This is a genomic window from Brachybacterium hainanense, from assembly GCF_042434575.1.
Taxonomy (GTDB): Bacteria; Actinomycetota; Actinomycetes; order Actinomycetales; family Dermabacteraceae; genus Brachybacterium; species Brachybacterium hainanense.
Genome location: NZ_JBHLSV010000023.1, coordinates 31,336 through 50,442 on the forward strand (window position 1 = coordinate 31,336; position 19,107 = coordinate 50,442).

The 19,107-nt window shown below is 72.4% G+C and carries 15 protein-coding genes and 6 tRNA genes; 11 read left to right on the forward strand and 10 right to left on the reverse strand.

Annotated elements, in window-relative coordinates; translation table 11 throughout:
* Positions 1–7: 7 nt before the first annotated feature.
* On the forward strand, positions 8–1,876 hold the full coding sequence (locus ACFFF6_RS15655; protein WP_376982409.1) for a BCCT family transporter: 1,869 nt from the start codon (positions 8–10) through the stop codon (positions 1,874–1,876).
* A 94-nt stretch (positions 1,877–1,970) separates the two neighbouring features.
* On the opposite strand, the gene ACFFF6_RS15660 is transcribed toward ACFFF6_RS15655, so the two are convergent.
* The 7 genes from ACFFF6_RS15660 to ACFFF6_RS15690 form a co-directional block, all read right to left on the reverse strand.
* On the reverse strand, positions 1,971–2,885 hold the full coding sequence (locus ACFFF6_RS15660; RefSeq protein WP_376982411.1) for a sensor histidine kinase: 915 nt from the start codon (positions 2,883–2,885) through the stop codon (positions 1,971–1,973).
* Positions 2,882–3,619: a response regulator transcription factor gene (locus tag ACFFF6_RS15665; RefSeq protein ID WP_376982414.1), complete on the reverse strand. Its 738-nt coding sequence runs from the start codon at positions 3,617–3,619 to the stop codon at positions 2,882–2,884. Before ACFFF6_RS15665 ends, ACFFF6_RS15660 begins: the two co-directional genes overlap by 4 nt.
* Positions 3,616–4,125, reverse strand: a complete 510-nt coding sequence (locus tag ACFFF6_RS15670) for an OmpA/MotB family protein (RefSeq protein WP_376982416.1) — start codon at positions 4,123–4,125, stop codon at positions 3,616–3,618. The genes ACFFF6_RS15665 and ACFFF6_RS15670 overlap by 4 nt, the downstream gene beginning before the upstream one ends.
* Positions 4,122–4,760: a hypothetical protein gene (locus ACFFF6_RS15675; RefSeq protein WP_376982418.1), complete on the reverse strand. Its 639-nt coding sequence runs from the start codon at positions 4,758–4,760 to the stop codon at positions 4,122–4,124. The genes ACFFF6_RS15670 and ACFFF6_RS15675 overlap by 4 nt, the downstream gene beginning before the upstream one ends.
* Before the next feature lie 763 nt (positions 4,761–5,523).
* A tRNA-Val gene (locus tag ACFFF6_RS15680) sits at positions 5,524–5,595 on the reverse strand.
* A 51-nt stretch (positions 5,596–5,646) separates the two neighbouring features.
* A tRNA-Gly gene (locus ACFFF6_RS15685) sits at positions 5,647–5,719 on the reverse strand.
* Between the two features lie 27 nt (positions 5,720–5,746).
* Positions 5,747–5,818 (reverse strand) — tRNA-Val (locus tag ACFFF6_RS15690).
* A 339-nt stretch (positions 5,819–6,157) separates the two neighbouring features.
* On the opposite strand from ACFFF6_RS15690, the gene ACFFF6_RS15695 reads away from it, so the two are divergent.
* The 6 genes from ACFFF6_RS15695 (at position 6,158) to treZ (ending at position 13,446) form a co-directional block, all read left to right on the forward strand.
* Positions 6,158–6,233, forward strand: a tRNA-Gly gene (locus ACFFF6_RS15695).
* Between the two features lie 76 nt (positions 6,234–6,309).
* Positions 6,310–6,383 (forward strand) — tRNA-Cys (locus ACFFF6_RS15700).
* A 12-nt stretch (positions 6,384–6,395) separates the two neighbouring features.
* Positions 6,396–6,467, forward strand: a tRNA-Val gene (locus tag ACFFF6_RS15705).
* 244 nt (positions 6,468–6,711) lie between these two features.
* Complete coding sequence (glgX, locus tag ACFFF6_RS15710) at positions 6,712–9,060, forward strand: glycogen debranching protein GlgX (RefSeq protein WP_376982420.1); 2,349 nt, start codon at positions 6,712–6,714, stop codon at positions 9,058–9,060.
* A complete protein-coding gene (gene treY, locus ACFFF6_RS15715) occupies positions 9,053–11,611 on the forward strand; it encodes a malto-oligosyltrehalose synthase (RefSeq protein WP_376982422.1) in 2,559 nt (852 codons plus the stop codon). The genes glgX and treY overlap by 8 nt, the downstream gene beginning before the upstream one ends.
* A complete protein-coding gene (gene treZ / locus ACFFF6_RS15720; RefSeq protein WP_376982425.1) occupies positions 11,608–13,446 on the forward strand; it encodes a malto-oligosyltrehalose trehalohydrolase in 1,839 nt (612 codons plus the stop codon). The genes treY and treZ overlap by 4 nt, the downstream gene beginning before the upstream one ends.
* 50 nt (positions 13,447–13,496) lie before the next feature.
* On the opposite strand, the gene ACFFF6_RS15725 is transcribed toward treZ, so the two are convergent.
* Complete coding sequence (locus tag ACFFF6_RS15725; protein ID WP_376982427.1) at positions 13,497–13,796, reverse strand: hypothetical protein; 300 nt, start codon at positions 13,794–13,796, stop codon at positions 13,497–13,499.
* Positions 13,797–13,894: 98 nt separating this feature from the next.
* On the opposite strand from ACFFF6_RS15725, the gene ACFFF6_RS15730 reads away from it, so the two are divergent.
* Complete coding sequence (locus tag ACFFF6_RS15730) at positions 13,895–14,917, forward strand: L-idonate 5-dehydrogenase (protein ID WP_376982429.1); 1,023 nt, start codon at positions 13,895–13,897, stop codon at positions 14,915–14,917.
* Here the strand turns inward: ACFFF6_RS15730 and zapE are convergent.
* Positions 14,874–15,974: a cell division protein ZapE gene (gene zapE, locus ACFFF6_RS15735; protein ID WP_376982431.1), complete on the reverse strand. Its 1,101-nt coding sequence runs from the start codon at positions 15,972–15,974 to the stop codon at positions 14,874–14,876. The genes ACFFF6_RS15730 and zapE overlap by 44 nt on opposite strands.
* 145 nt (positions 15,975–16,119) lie before the next feature.
* Here zapE and ACFFF6_RS15740 point away from each other — a divergent pair, with 145 nt between their 5' ends.
* Positions 16,120–16,860 carry a dihydrofolate reductase family protein gene (locus ACFFF6_RS15740; protein WP_376982433.1) on the forward strand — a complete coding sequence of 247 codons (741 nt, stop codon included), beginning with the start codon at positions 16,120–16,122 and terminating at the stop codon, positions 16,858–16,860.
* Between the two features lie 10 nt (positions 16,861–16,870).
* Here ACFFF6_RS15740 and ACFFF6_RS15745 read toward each other — a convergent pair whose 3' ends face one another.
* Positions 16,871–18,196 carry an alpha/beta hydrolase family protein gene (locus ACFFF6_RS15745; protein ID WP_376982435.1) on the reverse strand — a complete coding sequence of 442 codons (1,326 nt, stop codon included), beginning with the start codon at positions 18,194–18,196 and terminating at the stop codon, positions 16,871–16,873.
* A 36-nt stretch (positions 18,197–18,232) separates the two neighbouring features.
* Here ACFFF6_RS15745 and ACFFF6_RS15750 point away from each other — a divergent pair, with 36 nt between their 5' ends.
* Both ACFFF6_RS15750 and msrB read left to right on the forward strand, forming a co-directional pair.
* The gene (locus ACFFF6_RS15750; protein ID WP_376982437.1) at positions 18,233–18,685 is read left to right on the forward strand and encodes a hypothetical protein; all 453 of its coding nucleotides are present in this window, start codon (positions 18,233–18,235) and stop codon (positions 18,683–18,685) included.
* Positions 18,682–19,104, forward strand: a complete 423-nt coding sequence (gene msrB, locus ACFFF6_RS15755; RefSeq protein ID WP_376982439.1) for a peptide-methionine (R)-S-oxide reductase MsrB — start codon at positions 18,682–18,684, stop codon at positions 19,102–19,104. Before ACFFF6_RS15750 ends, msrB begins: the two co-directional genes overlap by 4 nt.
* Positions 19,105–19,107 lie beyond the last annotated feature (3 nt).

Genomic DNA, 19,107 nt, shown 5'->3' on the forward strand with positions numbered 1-19,107 from the left:
CATCCCCATGAGTCAGAATTCGCAGACCACTCGTGAGCTGCTCGACGATCTGAAGAGCGCCATGCCCCGCCGGCGCAAGAAGAAGGCGGAGAACGGGACGGACTGGGTCGTCTTCGGCAGCGCCGGAGCGCTCGCCCTGGGCTTCATCCTGTGGGGGGTCATCTCCTCCAGCTCGCTCGGCCGGGTGGCGGAGAGCGCCCTCGGAGCCGTGATGACGAACTTCAGCTGGGTCTTCGTGATCGCGGCGACGGTCTTCACCCTCTTCGTCCTGGTCGTAGCGTTCAGCCGGTTCGGTCGGATCCCGCTCGGCCGGGACGGGGAGCAGCCCCAGTTCCGGACCGCCTCCTGGATCTCGATGATGTTCGCGACCGGGATGGGCATCGGCCTCATCTTCAACGGCGTCGCCGAGCCTCTCTACTTCTACATGTCGCCCCCGCCCGGGACCGTCGAGGGCTCCACCCCGGAGGCGCTCACGACCGCCATGGGCACGGCGCTGTTCCACTGGACGCTCTACCCGTGGGCCATGTACGCGATCGTGGGCCTGGGCATGGCCTACGGGACGTTCCGTCTGGGACGCTCGCAGCTGTTCTCGAACATGTTCGCCTCGATCTTCGGCGAGAAGGTCTCCCGCAGCGCCGGCGGCCGCGTCATCAACATCCTCGCGATCCTGGCGACCCTGTTCGGCTCCGCCTGCTCGCTGGGGCTCGGAGCCCTGCAGATCGGCGGCGGGCTCCGCTCGAGCGGCATCATCTCGGGCTCGGGATCCGCTGTGCTGATCCTCATCATCGCGGTGCTGACCGCCGCCTTCGTCGCCTCTGCCGTCTCCGGCATCGAGCGGGGCATCCAGTGGCTCTCGAACATCAACATGGTGCTCGCCGTGATCCTCGCGATCATCATGTTCATCGGCGGACCGACGCTGTTCATCCTCAACGTCATCCCGAACGCGGTGGGCGGCTTCGTCGCGGATCTGCCGCAGATGGCCTCCCGCACCTCGGTCTCGGGCGATGAGTCGCTCGCCGAGTGGATGAGCACGTACACCGTCTTCTACTGGGCGTGGTGGGTCTCCTGGTCGCCCTTCGTGGGCCTGTTCATCGGCCGCATCTCGCGCGGCCGCACGATCCGCCAGTTCGTCGTCGGCGTGCTCCTGGTCCCCTCGGTCATCTCGCTGCTGTGGTTCTCGATCTTCGGCGGCGGCGCGATCGGTCTTCAGGAGCGGGCCGAGAAGGCGCAGGACCAGGGCGCGATGCTCGCCCGTCTCGTGGACGGCGTCCCCGACATCAACAGCGACCTGATTCTGTTCCAGACCCTCGAGAAGCTGCCCGTCGGCCCGGTCATCGCCGTGATCCTCATGATCGTCACGGTCATCCTGGTCGCGATCTTCTTCGTCACCGGCGCGGACTCCGCCTCGATCGTGATGGGCGGCCTGTCCGAGCACGGCGCCGAGGACCCCTCCAAGCGCTCCGTCATCTTCTGGGGCGTGGCGACCGGCGCGGTCGCCGCGATCATGCTGGTGGCCGGCGGCGACGACCCGAAGTCGGCGCTCAACGGGCTGCAGAACATCACGATCGTCTCCTCGGTGCCGTTCGTCCTGGTCATGCTGCTGCTGTGCGTGGCCCTGTGGAAGGACCTCTCCCGCGACCCGCTGATGATCCGCAACCGGCTGGCGCGCCATGTGCTCGAGGATTCCGTGGACTCGGCGATCGAGCGGCACGACGGCGAGCCCTTCGAGCTGCGCACCGTCGAGGCGGTGATCGAGGTCGCGCCCGCGGACGCCAGCCGCCATGAGTCGGCCCCCATCGCCGATCTCGCGGCGGAGGGCGCTGCGCCCGATGCGCCGCAGGACGCCGACGGGGAGGGCCGAGGCTCGCAGATCTGATCCTCCCGCATCCGCAGGAGCCCCGGACCGGCATGCGGTCCGGGGCTCCTGCGCGTGGAGATCCGACGGCACCGCCCCGCCCCGCGGCCCCTCCTCAGGGACGCGGTGCGGTCCTCGGCAGCCGCAGGGTGAGCGTGGACCCCTCGCCGAGCCAGGACTCCAGGGAGACGCTCCCGCCGTGCCGCTCCACGATCGCACGGACCAGCGGAAGCCCCAGCCCGGAGCCCTCGATGCCGCGGGCGGCGCTGCCCCGGCCCAGCTCCTCCCACACCAGTGGGAGCTCGTCAGGGGCGATGCCCTGTCCGGTGTCGGCGATCTCGAGGATCACCTGGGCTTCCTCCTCCCGACCGCGGACCTCGACGGCGTCCCCGGGGCGCGAGTACTTCACCGCGTTGGACAGAGCGTTGACGAGCACCAGGAACAACAGGTCCTCGTCGCCGGGGATGCGTGGCAGCGGCCTCGGCGCCCGGGGCAGGGCGAGGGATATGCGTCGCTCGGACGCTCCGGGCATCTCCTGGATCGCGGCGGCGGCCTCCTCGGCGAGGGCGCTCGGGTCGACCTCCGCCAGCTCCAGCACGGTGTGCTCGACCTCGCCGATCTTGCGCAGGTCCCCCAGCAGGCTCACCAGGCGCCGGGACTGCGCATCGATGCTCGCACGCTGGCGGTCGGAGGGCTCATCGGCCAGCGCGGCGCGGATCCCCTGCAGGGGATTCTTCAGCTCGTGGTCCAGCCGCGAGAGCAGGCGCCGTCGGGGCTCGCCGTGCTCGCGCAGGTGCTCGCGGTGCTCGTCCTCCGCCCGCCGCCGCGCGGCCCGCCAGCCCAGCACCCCCGGGATGGCCAGCAGCGCGAGCGCCGCGCCGGCGCCGAGCGGGATCCAGGCGAGATCGGTGATGAGGTAGACGGCTCCTCCCCCGCCGCTGGCCCACCAGGCCAGGCTGACCGCGCCCCCGAGCAGCAGCGGCGCCGCGACCAGCAGCCCCGGGAGCGCACGGGGCCGATGGCGGCTCATGCGCGCTCCACCGGGTGCACGAAGCGGTAGCCCGCTCCGGGCACGGTCTCCAGGTACGTCGGCGCGGCCGCATCGTCCCCGAGCACCCGACGGATCTCCGCGATGCGATGGTCCACCGCGCGAGTGGTGACGATCGCGTCGAAGCCCCAGACCGTCTGCAGCAGGCGCTCGCGCGGGAAGAGCTCGTCGGGATGGGCCATGAGGAACTCCAGCAGCGCGAAGGCCCGCGGGGTCAGCTGCGCCTCGGTGCCCGCCAGGAAGACGCGGCGTGCCGGGCGGTCGATGCGCAGGGCTCCTGCCCGCAGCGCACCGGCCGCGCTCAGCGGAGCGGTCCCGCGGGCGGTGCGGCGCAGCACCGCCCGGATCCGCGCGAGCAGCTCATGGGGGTCGAAGGGCTTGTTGAGGTAGTCATCGGCCCCCTCGTCCAGGGCTGCCGCCCGCTCGAAGCTCTCCCCCACCTGGGTCAGCAGGATGACGGGCAGCCAGTCATGGTCCGCGCGGATCCTCCGCAGCGCCTCCCGCCCGTCCAGCACGGGCATCATGACGTCGAGGATCACCAGGTCGGGGAGGGACCGCTCGATGCTCCGCAGCCCCTCCGCGCCGTCGGATGCGACGTCGATGCGCAGGCCGCTGCGCTCGAGAACCGGCGGCAGGTGCTCGCGGATCGTCGCGTCGTCGTCCACCAGCAGGACCCGGGGCCGCTCCGGGCTCGGCGGAGCCGTCTGGGGCCTCATCCGTCGTAGCGGATCTCGACGCGGCGGTTCTGGGCTCGGCCCGCGGGGTCGTCCTGGCCATCGACCTCCTCATCGGCGACGGGTCGGGTGTCGCCGTAGCCGGTCACGGTCAGCCGGAGGTCCGGGCGGGCGGCGGCGATGGCATCGGCCACGGCCTGGGCGCGCTCCTCGGAGAGGACCTGGTTGCCGCGCGCGTAGGGGATGGAGTCGGTGTGGCCGTCCACGGCGACCTCGGCGCCCCGCGGGATCTCGGCCACGAGCTCGCCGATCCTCGCCGAGGCGGGGGCGTCGAGCTCCGCGGAGCCGACGTCGAACAGGATGTCGGAGGAGAGCGCGATCTCGGTGCGGGAGTCCTCGGTGGTGACCGTCTCGAGCGGGGTGATGCTCGGATCCAGCGCGGTGATGCTCGGATCCAGCGGGATCACGTCGTCGTCCGCGAGGGCGGCGCCTGCCGGCACCACGAGGAGGGCGAGGCCGAGGGCGGCGTATGCGGTGACGCGCCTCATGAGATCGGCACCCCGCTCGCCAGAGGCGCACCGTCCACGAGCAGGACGTCCATCGTGGTGACGTCCTCCGGCGGTGCCGCGAAGGAGGCATAGGCGTAGAGCGTCTGGCCGGGACGGAACTTCGCACCCTGGTAGTCGGTCTGCGCCTCACCGCCTCCGAGCACCTCGTGCTTGTTCAGGTTCACGGTGTCGATCGCGTACGGATGCCACCCTTGAGCGCCCAGGTAGTCATAGATCCATTCCTCCGTGTCGGACGTCTCGCTGTGCACGGTGAAGGAGTAGGTGGCCACCAGGGTCTTGCCCTCGCGCCGCAGTCCGTGCAGGGAGACGGTCATCGTCGCCGCCGGGTCCCCCTCGACGACCGCGGGGACCTCGGCGCTGGCGACGGGCTCGCCCACCGCGGTGAGGTCGACGCCCGTACCAGCGGCGTCCTCGTCGACGACCGCGTCCTCGGACGGAGCGTCGGCACCGCCGTCGGAGGCGCTGGAGGGCGCGGAGGTTCCGGTGGGGCTCTTCCCGTCGGGGCCGATGTCCCCGGTGCCGACCTGGCAGCCGGTCAGCGACAGCGCGCCCACGAGGAGGGCGCCGGCCATGAGATGTCGTGCCCGGAGGCGAGCTGGGTCGATGGCGGTCATGGCGGTCTCCTCGATCTGTGTCCCGCGGCGGCGCCGCGTCCTGACCTCGACGCTAGCCGTGCCCCGTCGCACGGCTGTCGCGCCCGCGTCTCAGGGTGACCATACTGCGTCGCCATCTCGCGACAGGGGAGCTCGGCACGCAGGTCCGGAGCGTCCGGGATCCGACGGACAGCTCGGAGGCCGCTCCGATGCCAGGCGGCGGCGATCCGCACGCGGTCGCGGAGGCCGACGATCCGGCGATGGGGCTCGAGCACGGGCGGCGCGGCACCGACATGCTCGGCCTCCGGAGGAGATCAGCGCTCCCGCAGCGCCGGTGAGGTCTCCCGCCGTGCCGGCATCGAGGTCGAGCCGGTCCTGGGCGACGGGCCCGGCGATGACGTGGATGACGCCGAGCGCGGTGACGATGCCGAAGCCGGCCAGCAGGAAGGGCCAGCCCCGTGGACCCCGGGGCGCTCGCTCCGGGGCCGCCGCACGAGGATGATGCACGATGCGGGGCGCAGTCGGGAGACCACGAGGGCGAGCCCGACGGCACGCGTGAGCGGGACGACGACGTTCGACAGCGCGCCGGAGACGCTGAGCGGATCACGCCGCCCCCATCCCTCCAGCAGGACGCACATGCGCTCGAACAGCCGTCGGCAGCGCGGGCCGCGCGGAACGCACGCGGTGCCGGAGCATCGCGACGTCGCGGCTCCGCGCAGGGGTCGGCACGGCGACCTCTCCGGAAGCACGAGAACCCCCGGCATTGCCGGGGGTTCTCGGGGAGTGGGCGATACTGGGATCGAACCAGTGACCTCTTCCGTGTCAGGGAAGCGCGCTACCGCTGCGCCAATCGCCCGTGCGCATCCTGAGGATGCCCCTCGCGGATCCGGAGATCCCCGAGGACGGGAGCGGACGACGGGACTCGAACCCGCGACCCTCACCTTGGCAAGGTGATGCTCTACCAACTGAGCCACGTCCGCATTGCAGGATCCAGAGGATACCTGCCGTGGGCGATACTGGGATCGAACCAGTGACCTCTTCCGTGTGAAGGAAGCGCGCTACCACTACGCCAATCGCCCGAGGCTTCGAGCTCAGCTCTCCGCGCCGGTGCCGCCGTGCTGGCGACTCGGATTACTTTACACGAGGTCCCGGGCAGATTCGAACCGACGAGCTGTGGGGTGGGCCACCCGTGGCGGAGGTCGGCGATCCGCGGTCGATGCGCTAGAACGCACCCCGCACACCCGCGGGCCGCGCCCCGCAACCCCGATCCGAATCCGGTTCTCGAGCAGGGAGCGAGGGCCCGCAGCCGGACCGGGCAGCCCCGGCAGTGACCTGCCGCACGGGACGGTGTCGCCGGTTTGCGGTGAGGGCGCTCCCCGCGTAATGTCTTCCCTTGTCAGCGAGCAGGTGGCTGATACGCGGACGTGGCTCAGTTGGTAGAGCATCACCTTGCCAAGGTGAGGGTCGCGGGTTCGAGTCCCGTCGTCCGCTCCAGCGAACGGCGCCCCCGGAAGCCCGGGAGCGCCGTTTCGTCTGATGCTGCCGTGCTCGTCATGGCTGCAGGACCCCTGGTGGGTTGGCCGAGAGGCGAGGCAACGGCCTGCAAAGCCGTGTACACGGGTTCGAATCCCGTACCCACCTCCATCCCGTCCCCACGGGCGATTGGCGCAGCGGTAGCGCGCTTCCCTGACACGGAAGAGGTCACTGGTTCGATCCCAGTATCGCCCACGAGCGGAGCCCCGGACCATGGTCCGGGGCTCTTCGCGTCCGCGGCCCGTCGTCCAGCACACGGGCCCGGGCGCTCACGAGGCCGAGGCGGATGCCGATGATGCGGTCTCGGGGCAGGACGATCCGGGCGGCGCCGCCCGCGCCGACGGCCGCCGGGCGGCGCGAATGCGAGCTGCGACGCCCTGGGCCCGGGTCGAGGCGGCTCCATGCGCGTGCCGGAGCACCATGCCGCTACCCTGTGCCCATGCAGATCTGGCCGGGACACCCGTATCCGCTCGGTGCCACGTACACGGGCAGCGGGACGAACTTCGCTCTGTTCTCCGAAGTCGCCGAGCGCGTCGAGCTGTGCCTCCTCGAGGAGGACGGCAGCGAGCGCCGCGTCGAGGTGACGGAGGTGGACGCCCACGTGTGGCACGTGCACCTGCCCGCGATCCAGCCGGGGCAGCGCTACGGCTACCGCGTCCACGGCCCGTATGACCCGGCCGCGGGCCACCGCTGCGATCCCAGCAAGCTCCTCCTGGACCCGTACGCGAAAGCGATCGCCGGCATGGCCTCGAACCATGCCTCCCTCTACTCCTACGAGTTCGGGGACCAGACGGCCCGGAACACCGAGGACTCAGCCGCGCACACCATGCACTCCGTGGTCGTGTCCCCCTACTTCGACTGGGGCAACGACCACCCGCCGGCGCATCCGTACCACGACACGGTCATCTACGAGGCGCACGTCAAGGGCCTGACGAAGCTGCACCCCGGGATCGACGAGTCGATCCGCGGCACCTACGTGGCGATGGGCCAGCCGGAGATCATCAACCATCTCACCTCCCTCGGCGTGACCGCGATCGAGCTGATGCCGGTGCACCAGTTCGTCCAGGACGGGCATCTGGTCGAGCGAGGGCTGCGCAACTACTGGGGCTACAACACGATCGGCTTCTTCGCGCCGCACAACGAGTACGCCTACGGCGGCGACACCGGCGCCCAGGTCCTCGAGTTCAAGCAGATGGTCAAGAACCTCCACGCGGCCGGCATCGAGGTGATCCTCGACGTGGTCTACAACCACACGGCCGAGGGCAACCACATGGGCCCCACCCTGTCCTTCCGCGGCATCGACAACGCCGCCTACTACCGCCTCGTCGAGGACGACAAGGCCCACTACTACGACACCACCGGGACCGGGAACTCGCTGCTGATGCGCACTCCCCATGTGCTGCAGCTGATCATGGACTCCCTGCGCTACTGGGTGACCGAGATGCACGTGGACGGGTTCCGCTTCGACCTCGCCTCGACGCTCGCACGCGAGCTCCACGAGGTGGACCGGCTCTCCGCCTTCTTCGACATCATCCAGCAGGATCCGATCATCTCCCAGGTCAAGCTGATCGCCGAGCCCTGGGACCTCGGCGAGGGCGGCTACCAGGTGGGCGGCTTCCCGCCCCTGTGGTCGGAGTGGAACGGCCGCTATCGCGACACCGTCCGCGATGCCGGGCGCTCCGAGCCCGGGGTCCTCGGCGACTTCTCCTCGCGTCTGGCCGGGTCCTCGGACCTCTACCAGCACACGGGCCGGACCCCGATCGCCTCGATCAACTTCGTCACCGCTCACGACGGCTTCACCCTGCGCGACCTCGTGTCCTACAACGAGCGGCACAACGAGGCCAACGGGGAGGGCGGGAAGGACGGCGAGAGCCACAACCGCTCCTGGAACTCGGGGGCGGAGGGGCCCACCGACGATCCGGAGATCCAGGAGCTGCGCCTGCGCCGCGCGAAGAACTTCATGGCCACGCTGCTGCTGAGCCAGGGCGTGCCGATGATCCTGCACGGCGACGAGATGGGGCGCACCCAGCAGGGGAACAACAACACCTACTGCCAGGACAACGAGCTGTCCTGGGTGCACTGGGACCTGGACGCCGACCAGCGGGAGATGCTCGCCTTCACCCGCTCGGCGATCAAGCTCCGCCGCGCGCACCCCGTCGTCCGGCGCCGTCGCTTCCTCGGAGCGCGTCCCGACCCCGCGTCGGGCCTGGCCGATGTGGTGTGGCTCGGCACCGACGGCGCCGTGATGACCGACCAGGAGTGGTCGGACCCGCTGAACAAGTGTCTGACGGTCTTCCTCAACGGCTCGGCGATCCCCGAGCCGGATGAGCGCGGAGCCCGCATCGAGGACGACTCCGCTCTGCTGGTGTTCAACTTCGCCGGGAACGAGGTCGACTTCACCCTGCCCGATGCGAGCTACGGGAGCTCCTGGACCGTCATCTCCGGCACCGCTCGGGAGCTCGACATCGGCGAGGTGCTCGCCCCGGGGCAGGTCATCACCCGGCCCGCCTCCTCCGTGCTGCTGCTGGGGCGTCGCCCCGAGGACCTGCCGGAACCGGGCACCGCGGAGGAGCCCGCCCCCGCATCGGCATCGGTCCGCGCCCCGACGCGGGTCACCGGTCTGCTGGGCGCCTCCGATCCGCTCTCGCCGGAGCCCTCCCCCGGTCAGGTCGCGCCGACCGCCGCTCCCGTCCCCTCCGAGTGCTACTCCGCCGACGAGGACGACGAGCTCGAGGAATCCGCTCCCACGGCGGATGCACCGTCCCTCGTCCGGGAGACCGATGCCTGAGCCCGCCGAGCGCCCCGCCCACCGGATCGTCCCCTCGAGCACGTACCGGCTGCAGCTGCACGCGGGCTTCACGGCCGACGACGCCGCCCGCCTGGTCCCCTACCTGGCCGACCTCGGGGTCGGGCACGTCTTCGCCTCCCCCGTCCTGCAGGCGGCGCCCGGATCCCGGCACGGGTACGACGTGGTCGACCACGGGCGCATCAGCGCGGAGATCGGCGGGCCCGGCGCGCTCGCGCGGCTCTCCGCCGCCGTGCACGCGCACGGAATGGGCCTGATCGTCGATGTGGTCCCCAACCACATGGCGATCCCCACCCCGATCTGGCACAACCTCGCTCTGTGGGACGTGCTCGAGCACGGCCCGGCCTCGCCCCACGCCCGCTGGTTCGACCTGGACGCGAGCGCGACCGGCGGGATCCTCGTCCCCGTCCTCGGCCGCCCCATCGGACAGGTCCTCGCCGACGGCGAGATCACCACCGGTCTCGCCGACATCCCGCAGGCCGACGGGACCCTGCGGACCCAGGAGGTGGTCCGCTACTACGATCACGTCCTGCCCATCGCCCGCGGCACGGAGTCCCTCGGGATCGCCGATCTGCTCGAGCATCAGTGGTACCGCCTGGCCCACTGGAAGGTCGCCGACGACGAGCTGAACTATCGGCGCTTCTTCGACGTGGACACCCTCGCCGCGGTCCGCGTGGAGGACCCCGTCGTCTTCGAGGCGACCCACGCCGTGCTCCTGCGCCTGCGCGAGGAGGGGGTGATCGACGGCTTCCGCATCGACCACCCGGACGGGCTCGCAGATCCGCGCCGCTACCTGCGAGATCTCGAGGCGGCCTCCGGCGGGGCGTGGACCGTGATCGAGAAGATCCTCGAGGGCGAGGAGCGTCTGCCCGGCGACATGCCGTGCGCGGGCACGACGGGCTACGACGCCCTCTGGCGGGTGGGCGGCCTGTTCCACGACCCGCATGGTGCGCAGGGGCTGACCCGCGCCTGGCAGCAGACCACCGGGGATCTGCGTCCCTTCCGCCGGATCGCGCAGGAGGCGACCGAGCTCATCATCTCCACCAGCCTGTGGGCGGAGGTCGAGCGGCTCACCGCCCTCGTGCATCGCATCTGCCAGGAGGACATCCGTCTGCGGGACACGACCCGCCGGGTGATCCAACGGGTGCTGGTCGCGCTGCTGGGCGCGATGGACCGCTACCGCGCGTACATCGTCCCCGGCGAGCCCGCGCCCCGAGCCCAGCGGGAGGCGATCCTCGAGTCCGCCGCTCGGGCCCGCCGGGAGCTCGGCGAGGACGAGGACGTGCTCGCCGCCCTCGACATCGTCGTCGCTCTCGTGTGCGGCGATGAGGTCGGCAGCGCGGGCAGGACGGCGAGCGCGGACCGCGCCGAGCTCATCGTCCGCTTCGCGCAGACCTGCGGGCCCGTGCACGCCAAGGCGCTCGAGGACACCGCCTTCTACCGATATCCGCGCTTCCTCCCCGTGACGGAGGTGGGCGCGGATCCCGAGCGGATCGGCGTGGAGGTCGAAGAGCTCCACGAGCACTGCGTGACGATGGTGCGGACCTTCCCGGACTCGATGACCACGCTGTCCACCCACGACACCAAGCGCAGCGAGGACGTGCGGGCCCGCCTCGCGCCGCTGACCGAGCTGCCGGAGGAGTGGGAGACCCTGCTGGAGCGGCTGCGGGAGGCGACCGCGGCGGACCGCGGGGAGCGGGTCGATCCGGCGGTCGAGGTGCTGCTGTGGCAGACCCTCGTCGCGACCTGCCCGCTGCCGGGCGCGAGCGAGGAGGCCCTCTCTCCCGAGCGCCTGGAGACCTACCTGACCAAGGCGATGCGGGAGGCGAAGGTCCGCACGACCTGGACCGACCCGGATGCGGAGTACGAGGCGGAGGTCCACGCCCTGGGGCGCGCCGCCCTCGCCTCCGCGGAGGTCGCGGAGCTGCTCGCCGACTGGACCCGGCGCACGGCCCCTGCCCAGCGGGCCGCGATCCTGGGCCAGAAGCTCGTGCAGCTGACGATGCCAGGGGTGCCTGACGTGTACCAGGGGGCCGAGGTCGTGAGCCTCACCCTGGTCGACCCGGACAACCGCCGGGAGGTCGACCATGCCGCGCACGCACGCGCTCTCGCCCGGCTGCGGGGCGGAGCGCATCCGGAGGGCGTCGCGGAGGAGAAGCTCTGGCTGACCCACCGTGCCCTCCGGCTGCGCCGCGCCCGTCCCGAGCTGTTCCAGGGCCGCACCGCCTCCTACCGTCCGGTCCCGACCACGACGGGGCACGTGATCGCCTTCGGGCGGGCGTTCGGGGACGCGGAGCCCGAGGTGATCACGCTCGCCCAGCGTCTCCCCCTCGGTCTCGCTCGGCGCGGCGGCTGGGGAGAGGCGCAGGTCGTCCTCCCGCCGGGCCGATGGCGCGACCTGCTGCACGGGCGCGGCGTCGAGGGCGGCGCTGTGCGTCTCGCCGATCTGCTCGAGCACTCCCCCGTCGCGCTGCTGGTGCGCGAGGACGATGCGGCCCCGGGCTGGTCCCTCGAGGACGGAGTGCAGCGATGAGCACCGCCCCGGCGGCCCGCGACTACGGCCGATACGAGGTCTGGGCTCCTCGCGCCCGGGCCGTGGACGTGCGCGTGGACGGGACCGTGCACGCGATGACGTCCCGCCACGACGGCTGGTGGGAGCTCGCCTCCCTGAGCGCTGTGCCCGGAGCGCGCTATGCCTTCCGCGTGCAGGACGGCGGCGTGCAGGGCGGCTCCGCGGCGACGGAGGAGCTGCCCTGGCTCCCGGATCCGCGGGGTCTGCTGCTGGACGGCGGTGTGGACGGCGAGTCCGTGGTCGTGGATCCCGCCCGGCTCGAGCACGATCCGACGTGGGGTGGGATCGACCTGCGCGGGACGGTCCTGTACGAGCTGCATGCCGGGACCTTCGCGCCGCCCCCGGACGGCGGGCCGGGCACCCTCGACACGGCGATCGACCGGCTCGACGAGCTCGTGGAGCTCGGCATCGAGGCGGTCGAGCTCATGCCTCTCGCCCCGTTCCCGGGCGACCGCGGCTGGGGCTACGACGGGGTCGGGGTCTACGGCGTGCACGCCGCGTACGGTGGCCCTGCCGCGCTCGCCCGCTTCGTCGCCGCGGCGCACCGCCGCGGCCTGGGCGTCGTGCTCGACGTGGTCCACAACCATCTGGGGCCCGCCGGGAACCACCTCTCCCGCTTCGGCCCGTACTTCACCGACGCCCACCACACCCCGTGGGGGCAGGCCGTGAACCTGGACGGGCCCGGCAGCGAGGAGGTACGTGCCTTCCTGCTGGGCTCGATGCGGCAGTGGTGCGCGGACTTCGGGATCGACGGGCTGCGGCTGGACGCCGTCCACGAGCTGCACGACACCTCGGACCGGCACCTGCTCGCCGAGATGGCCGATGCCCGCGATGCGCTCGGCGCCGAGCTCGGCCGGCCCCTCGCGCTGATCGCCGAATCGGACCGGAACGATCCGGGGACGGTCACCCCGGTCGCCGCGGGCGGGCTCGGCATGGACATGCAGTGGGCCGACGACGTCCATCACGGCGTGCACGCCTGGATCACCGGCGAGCGACAGGGCTACTACGCGGACTTCGGCTCCGCCCCGGTGCTCGCCCGTGTGCTGACACGGGTGTTCGAGCATGCGGGGACCTTCTCGTCCTTCCGCGGCGCCGTGTGGGGCTCCCCGGTCGACCCTGCCTGCCCGCACTACGACGGGCGCTCCTTCGTCGTGTTCCTCCAGAACCACGATCAGGTCGGCAACCGCGCCGCGGGCGATCGGATCCATGCACATCTGAGCCCCGGGGAGCACGCTGCCGCGATCGCACCGATCCTGCTGGGCCCCTTCACCCCGATGCTGTTCCAGGGCGAGGAGTTCGCCGCGAGCGCGCCGTTCGCCTATTTCACCGATCACGAGGCGGAGCTGGGCGCGGCCGTGACCCGCGGCCGCACCGCCGAGTTCTCGCGGATGGGCTGGGGCGACGCCGTCCCCGATCCGCAGGCGGAGAGCACCGCGCGCGCCTCCCGGCTGGACTGGGCCGAGGCTCGCCGCGGCGCGCACGCGCGGATGCGGGAGTGGTACCGGACCCTGCTGCGGCTGCGGCGCGCGGAACCCGCGCTGCACGGCGCGGAGCTGCGGGATACCCGCTGCGAGGTCCTCGCCGAGGAGACGATCCTCCTGCGCCGCCGAGCACCTGCCGCAGGCGAGGTGCTGGTGCTGATCCATCGGGGCGCCTCGCGGGCCGAGCTCCCCGCCTCCGACGCCGAGGGCGCGGTTCTCCTCGCCTCCTCGCAGGCCGTCCTCGACGGCGCCCCGGAGAGCTCCGGGGCGCTGCACCTGGACGGACCCGGGGTCCTCGTCCTGCGCCGCGGCTGACGTGCCCCCTCTCTTCCCCCCGCAGAGCATCCCCCCCGCCCACCCCACGCTCAGCGGGAGCTCCGCACGATGCGGAAGCGCAGCGGGAGAGCCCGTCGCAGGGCCTCGATCCGCGGGTCCGACACCGGTGCTCCGTCGACGGCGGGCAGCGCGGGGTATCCCCGACGGATCTCGTGGACGAGCGGAGGTCCCTCGCCGCGCGACGGATCGTCCCCTGCGCCGAGCAGCCGCCATGCCCCGGGATCTCGACGGGGCTGCTGGGCCTGCTCGCGGGTGGAGGGGCGCCGAGGCAGAGCGGACCAGAGCTCGCCGTCGGACAGGTCCGCGGGCCCGGCGGCAGTCGTGCGCATGGCTCCCTCTGGGATGATCCCCCGCACCGTCGCAGCCGGGATCGCTCTAGACTCGGGTCGCCGCTCCGCCCGGGACGGCCAGGACGGAGGAGACCCGCATGAAGGCGCTGTACATCCACGGACCGGAGGACCTGCGCGAGCAGGAGGTGCCGCTCCCGGAGCCGGCGGCGGGCCAGGTCCGGGTGCGCCTGGCCTACGCGGGGATCTGCGGCAGCGACCTGCACTACTTCTTCCACGGCCGCAACGGGGTCTACGAGATCCGGGAACCGATGATCCCCGGGCACGAGGTCTCGGGCGTGGTGGACCTCGACCCCGCGGGCCGGCTCGCCCCGGGGACCCCGGTCACCATCCATCCCGCGACCTGGGGCCGCGCGGAGGCCGGTCTCGAGGACGTGGGCCGTCACCTGCTGCCCGGCGGCTCCTACCTGGGCTCGGCCTCGACCAGCCCGCACACCCACGGCGGCATGGTCGAGCAGATCCTGGTGCGCGCGGACCAGATCCGGGAGCTGCCCGCAGGGCTGAGCCTCGAGACGGCCGCGCTCGCGGAGCCGCTCGGGGTGGCGATGCACGCGGTCGCGATCGCCGGGGACCTGGAGGGCCGGTCGGTGCTGGTCTCCGGGGCCGGGCCGATCGGGCTGCTGACCCTCGCGGCTGCCCGCGCCGCCGGCGCCGCGCGCATCGTGGTGAGCGATCTGCTGCCCGGGCCGCTCGAGCGGGCGCGGGCCCTCGGCGCCGACGAGACCGTGCAGATCGACCTCGCGCCCGTGACGGCGGACAGCGTCGACGTCGCCTTCGAGTGCGCGGCCGTCGCCCCGTCCGTGAGCACCTGCATCGCCGCAGTGCGGCGCGCGGGGATCGTCGTGCAGGTCGGGATCCTGCCCGATGAGCCGATCCCCGTGAACCTGGGACCGCTCGTGAACAAGGAGGCGCAGTACCGCGGGACCTTCCGCTTCGACGAGGAGATCACCGACGCGGTCGCGCTGCTGGCCCGTCACCCCGAGCTCGCGCAGGTCATCACCCATGTCGTGGACGCCTCCGAGGCGCGGCGGGCCTTCGACGTGGCCCGCGACAGCGCGATCAGCGGGAAGGTCCTGGTGTCGCTGTGGAGGGAGCAGCTGTAGGCGCCGGAGCGCGCGAGACCCTCTCCTCGCCGCCGGCCGTCTCGAGCAGGGAGGCGCCGTCCCGGGCGAGCGAGCCGATCCGCGACAGGGAGCGGAAGTACTTCTTGCGGTAGCCGCTCGCGAGCAGCTCCGGCGTGTACAGCCGGGCGAGGTCCTCCCCGGAGGCGAGGACGGGCACCTCCCGATCGTAGAGCCGGTCGATCAGCACGACCAGGCGCAGCGCGTCGTGGTGGTGCCCGACGGTCCGCACCCCGGTCAGGTGCACGCTGTCGATCCCGTCGATCATCGCGCCGTAGCGGGAGGGGTGGACGCGGGTGAGGTGCGCGAGCAGCTCCTCGAAATCGTCGAGGGTCGCGCCCGGATCGGCCTGGGCGTGGGCGCGGACGGTCTGCTCGTCCAGCTCCGGCACCTCGATGCTCGCGCCGCGGCGCCGGTAGTCCTCGCCGTCGATGCGGAGCACCTCGAAGCGCTCGGACATCGACTGGATCTCCCGCAGGAAGTCCTGGGCGGCGAAGCGTCCCTCCCCCAGGGCCTCCGGCAGCGTGTTGGAGGTCGCGACGATCGCGACGCCGCGGTCGGACAGCTCCCGGATCAGCCGCGTCATCAGCAGCGTGTCCCCGGGATCGTCGAGCTCGAACTCGTCGATCGCCAGCAGGCTCGAGGAGGCGAGCACATCGACGGCGCGCGCGAAGCCGAGGGCGCCCACGAGGTTCGTGTACTCGACGAAGGTGCCGTAGACGCGGTGCCCGGGAGCCACATGGAACAGCGAGGTGAGCAGATGCGTCTTGCCGACGCCGAAGCCTCCGTCGAGATAGAGACCCCGGGCGGCGGCCGGCCGGCTGCGCCGCAGACGCGAGAACAGGCCCCCGCCGCCGCTGCGGCCGAGCCCCGCCGCGAACGCGCCGATCCGCTGCTTGGCCTCCTCCTGGGAGGGGAACCGGGGATCGGGCACATAGTTCTCCAGCCGCGCCTGCGCGAAGCGGGGCGGGGGGACCAGATCGCTCAGCAGGCGCTCGAGGCTCGGGGCAGGACTGCGGGTGCACAGCGCATCTCTCACGCGGCTCAGTCTAGGGCTCGACCCGGCCGCGCCGATGCGCCGGCCTCGATGGGGGATGATCGGGTGACCGGCGCCGCATCCACGGCGTCCCGCCCCCGGACCCGTCCGTGCGGGCGCTCCCCCGCCAGACCGAGGAGGCACGCGCATGCATCTGCTGTGGAAGGACGGGGCGCCGCTGCCCGCACCGGTCGTGATCGGGCCCGGCGCCGACGGCGCCCGGCAGCTCGCCGAGCTCTACGCCCCGCCGCCGGACCGGATCCATGTGCGCGCCATGATGAACACGACCGTCGACGGGGCGATCGCCGGGGCCGACGGGATCAGCGGCTCGCTGCGCAACCCCACCGACTCCTTCCTCTTCTCCGTGCTGCGGGCGCTGTGCGACGTGATCCTCGTCGGCGCCCGCACGGTCCGGGAGGAGGACTACCGTCGCCCCCAGGGGAGGGAGGACCTGCTGCTCCCGTCCCGCCGGCCGGGCGGCGCGAGCCGGCCGGCCCTCGCGATCCTCACCCGCAGCGGAGACCTGCCGGCGACGGTCGAGGCCGACTGGCCCACCTACCTGCTCGTGCCCGCGCAGCATCGGGAGACGATCGCGGCACGCGGCATCGTGCCGCCCGCGCAGGTGCTCGTGGCCGAGGACGCTCCCGAGGCGGTCGCGGCGCTCGCCGGCCTCGGGATGCGGGCGATCCAGGCGGAGGGCGGGCCCAGCGTGCTGGGCCAGCTCGCCGCGAGAGGCATCCTGGACGAGCTCTGCTTCTCGGTCACCCACCGCACCGTCGGCGGTCCGTCCCCGCGCGTGCTCGACGGCATCGGCCACGCGCAGCGGTGGGAGCTCTCGTCGCTGCTGGTCGGCGAGGAGGCGACCCTGACCCGCTACCGGCGGGCCTGAGCCGCGCTCCTCACAGGCGCAGGCCGATGGATCCCTCCTGTGCCGGTGCCCCCGGAGCGCGCACCGGCAGCGGGAGCGTGTCGACGTCCACTCCCAGCTCGAGCACCTCCGCCAGATGCGCGGCCACGGTGCGCTCCCACCGCTGCGGGTCCCGGTTCCATTCCCGCGTATGGGACGCGCCAGGGAAGGGCACGAAGTCGACCAGGTCGGGGCGCAGATCGGCGAGGCGGCGCGAGGGGCCGGGCGGGACGGTCGTGTCGTCCATCGCATGCAGCAGCAGCGTCCGGTGCGCGAGCGTGCGCGCGTAGAACTCCGGCCGCATCTCGTCCAGCGCGATCGGCTCGTGCAGGCGGACCAGACGGGCACCGGCAGGAGAGCTCATCATCCACAGCGCCAGCTTCTTCATGGGCGCCGGGGCCTTCAGCGCGGTCGCGTGATAGATCAGGATGTCCCGCCAGTCCACGGCCGGGGAGTCCAGCACCAGGGCGGCGATCTGCTCCCGGTGCGCGGAGAGCACCGAGGTGCGCAGCACGATCCCGCCGCCCATCGACCAGCCCATCAGGACCAGTCGCTGAGCGCCCGCCGCGAGCGCGTGCTCGATCGCGGCCTCCGCGTCCTCCCACTCCGCGACGCCCAGGTGGTGCATGCGATCCGCGGAGTCGGAGGCGCCGGTGTCGTTGCGGTAGGTGATCGTCAGCGTCGTGATCCCCAGGGCATGCAGCAGCGGGATCGCTCGCAGCGCCTCCCCGCGGGTCGCTCCATGCCCGTGCACGAGGATCGCCCACGTCCGCGACGTCTCCCCCGCCGTTCCCGCGGGATCCGGAGACCGCACCAGCCAGGCCGGCATCGGCCCGACGGGCGAGGCGACCTCGACCTCCTCCAGGGGAAGGCCATGGGCGGTGCGTGGGCTCCCCGCCCAGAAGAACCCGTTCGAGGAGGCGCGCCCCACCTCGAGATCGAGGTCGGTGTCCCGGCCGATCACGGGCCGGGAGACGGTGGTCGGGGTGGGCCGTCCGCTGACCGGCCCGAGCCGCCAGTGCACCGCGCCTCCCTGCTGGCGCAGCGACAGATAGCCTCCGCGCGCGGTCTCCGGGGTCTCGTCGAGGTGGACCCGGTCGGCATGGACCGCCCGCACCGGGATGTCGGGCCGCTGCCGGATCGACTGGCTGGGCACGAGCGGCAGTCGCGCCATGACCCGGGCGCCGAGCGCGAGCGCCCCCGCGCTCGCGAGGAACGCTCCGCCCGCGCAGATCGCCCCGACCGCACCGGCCCGAGCCCATCCGCTCCGCGGATTCCTCGAGGTGACCATGCGGTTCGTGGACGTGGCTCGCATCATGCCCCGGAGTCTATCGATCGGCGTAGGATCACCTCCATGCACAGCTCGTTCATCGTCCTGGCCGGTGCACCGCTCAGCGCGGCGGACGCCATGGGGGCCCTGGAGTACCTGGGGCTCGCGCCGGACATGGACCCCGATGCGGACCCGGCCCCGCCGGTGGTCCGGATCGTCGTCCCCACCGACCCTGCCCGCGACCTCGCCGGCACCTGCCGCGCAGGCCATGAGGGGAGCGGCATCCTCGACGCCGCCCGGCGCGCCTTCACCTCCGTCGGCTGCCTGGTCGACGTCGCCGAATGCACCCAGTCCCCGCTCGATGCCGTCCGGCGTCACCTCGCCGACGGCTGCCGCAGCCAGGCCGTGGTCCTGTTCAGCGACGGCGCGGGCGGCGCGCAGGCCGCCGATGAATGGGCCCATGAGCTCGAGGACGATCTGGACGCCGCCGTGCTGCATCTGCAGCCGCGCCCGGTCCCGGCAGGAGGACGACGATGAGCAGCATGAGGATCGGCGAGGGCGACTACCCCGTGGCCCTGTCCGCGCAGGAATGGCGCGAGCGGCTGAGCCCGGCGGAGTACCACGTGCTCCGCGAAGGAGGGACCGAGCGCGCCTTCACCGGCGAGTACGAGGAGGTCCGCCCCGCGGGGACCTACGAGTGCCGGGCATGCGGAGCGGCCCTGTTCACCGCCGCCGAGCAGTTCGACGCGCACTGCGGCTGGCCCGCCTTCTGGGCGCCCCAGGATTCCGACGCGGTGGAGCTGCTGGAGGACACGTCCCTGGGCATGCGCCGCGTCGAGGTCCGCTGTGCCCGCTGCGGCTCGCATCTGGGCCACGTCTTCGAGGGCGAGGGTTTCGCCACGCCGACCGACGAGCGGTTCTGCATCAACTCGATCGCGCTGCGGCACACCGCCTGATCG

Bases quoted from the DNA above. Each gene is read 5' to 3' on its own strand.
- treY (WP_376982422.1), top strand. From the start codon at position 9,053: ATGCCTGAGCCCGCCGAGCGCCCCGCCCACCGGATCGTCCCCTCGAGC.
- treZ (WP_376982425.1), top strand. From the start codon at position 11,608: ATGAGCACCGCCCCGGCGGCCCGCGACTACGGCCGATACGAGGTCTGG.
- ACFFF6_RS15725 (WP_376982427.1), bottom strand. From the start codon at position 13,796: ATGCGCACGACTGCCGCCGGGCCCGCGGACCTGTCCGACGGCGAGCTC.
- ACFFF6_RS15660 (WP_376982411.1), bottom strand. From the start codon at position 2,885: ATGAGCCGCCATCGGCCCCGTGCGCTCCCGGGGCTGCTGGTCGCGGCG.
- ACFFF6_RS15675 (WP_376982418.1), bottom strand. From the start codon at position 4,760: ATGACCGCCATCGACCCAGCTCGCCTCCGGGCACGACATCTCATGGCC.
- ACFFF6_RS15740 (WP_376982433.1), top strand. From the start codon at position 16,120: ATGCATCTGCTGTGGAAGGACGGGGCGCCGCTGCCCGCACCGGTCGTG.
- ACFFF6_RS15745 (WP_376982435.1), bottom strand. From the start codon at position 18,196: ATGATGCGAGCCACGTCCACGAACCGCATGGTCACCTCGAGGAATCCG.
- msrB (WP_376982439.1), top strand. From the start codon at position 18,682: ATGAGCAGCATGAGGATCGGCGAGGGCGACTACCCCGTGGCCCTGTCC.
- ACFFF6_RS15730 (WP_376982429.1), top strand. From the start codon at position 13,895: ATGAAGGCGCTGTACATCCACGGACCGGAGGACCTGCGCGAGCAGGAG.
- ACFFF6_RS15655 (WP_376982409.1), top strand. From the start codon at position 8: ATGAGTCAGAATTCGCAGACCACTCGTGAGCTGCTCGACGATCTGAAG.
- ACFFF6_RS15665 (WP_376982414.1), bottom strand. From the start codon at position 3,619: ATGAGGCCCCAGACGGCTCCGCCGAGCCCGGAGCGGCCCCGGGTCCTG.
- ACFFF6_RS15670 (WP_376982416.1), bottom strand. From the start codon at position 4,125: ATGAGGCGCGTCACCGCATACGCCGCCCTCGGCCTCGCCCTCCTCGTG.
- glgX (WP_376982420.1), top strand. From the start codon at position 6,712: ATGCAGATCTGGCCGGGACACCCGTATCCGCTCGGTGCCACGTACACG.
- ACFFF6_RS15750 (WP_376982437.1), top strand. From the start codon at position 18,233: ATGCACAGCTCGTTCATCGTCCTGGCCGGTGCACCGCTCAGCGCGGCG.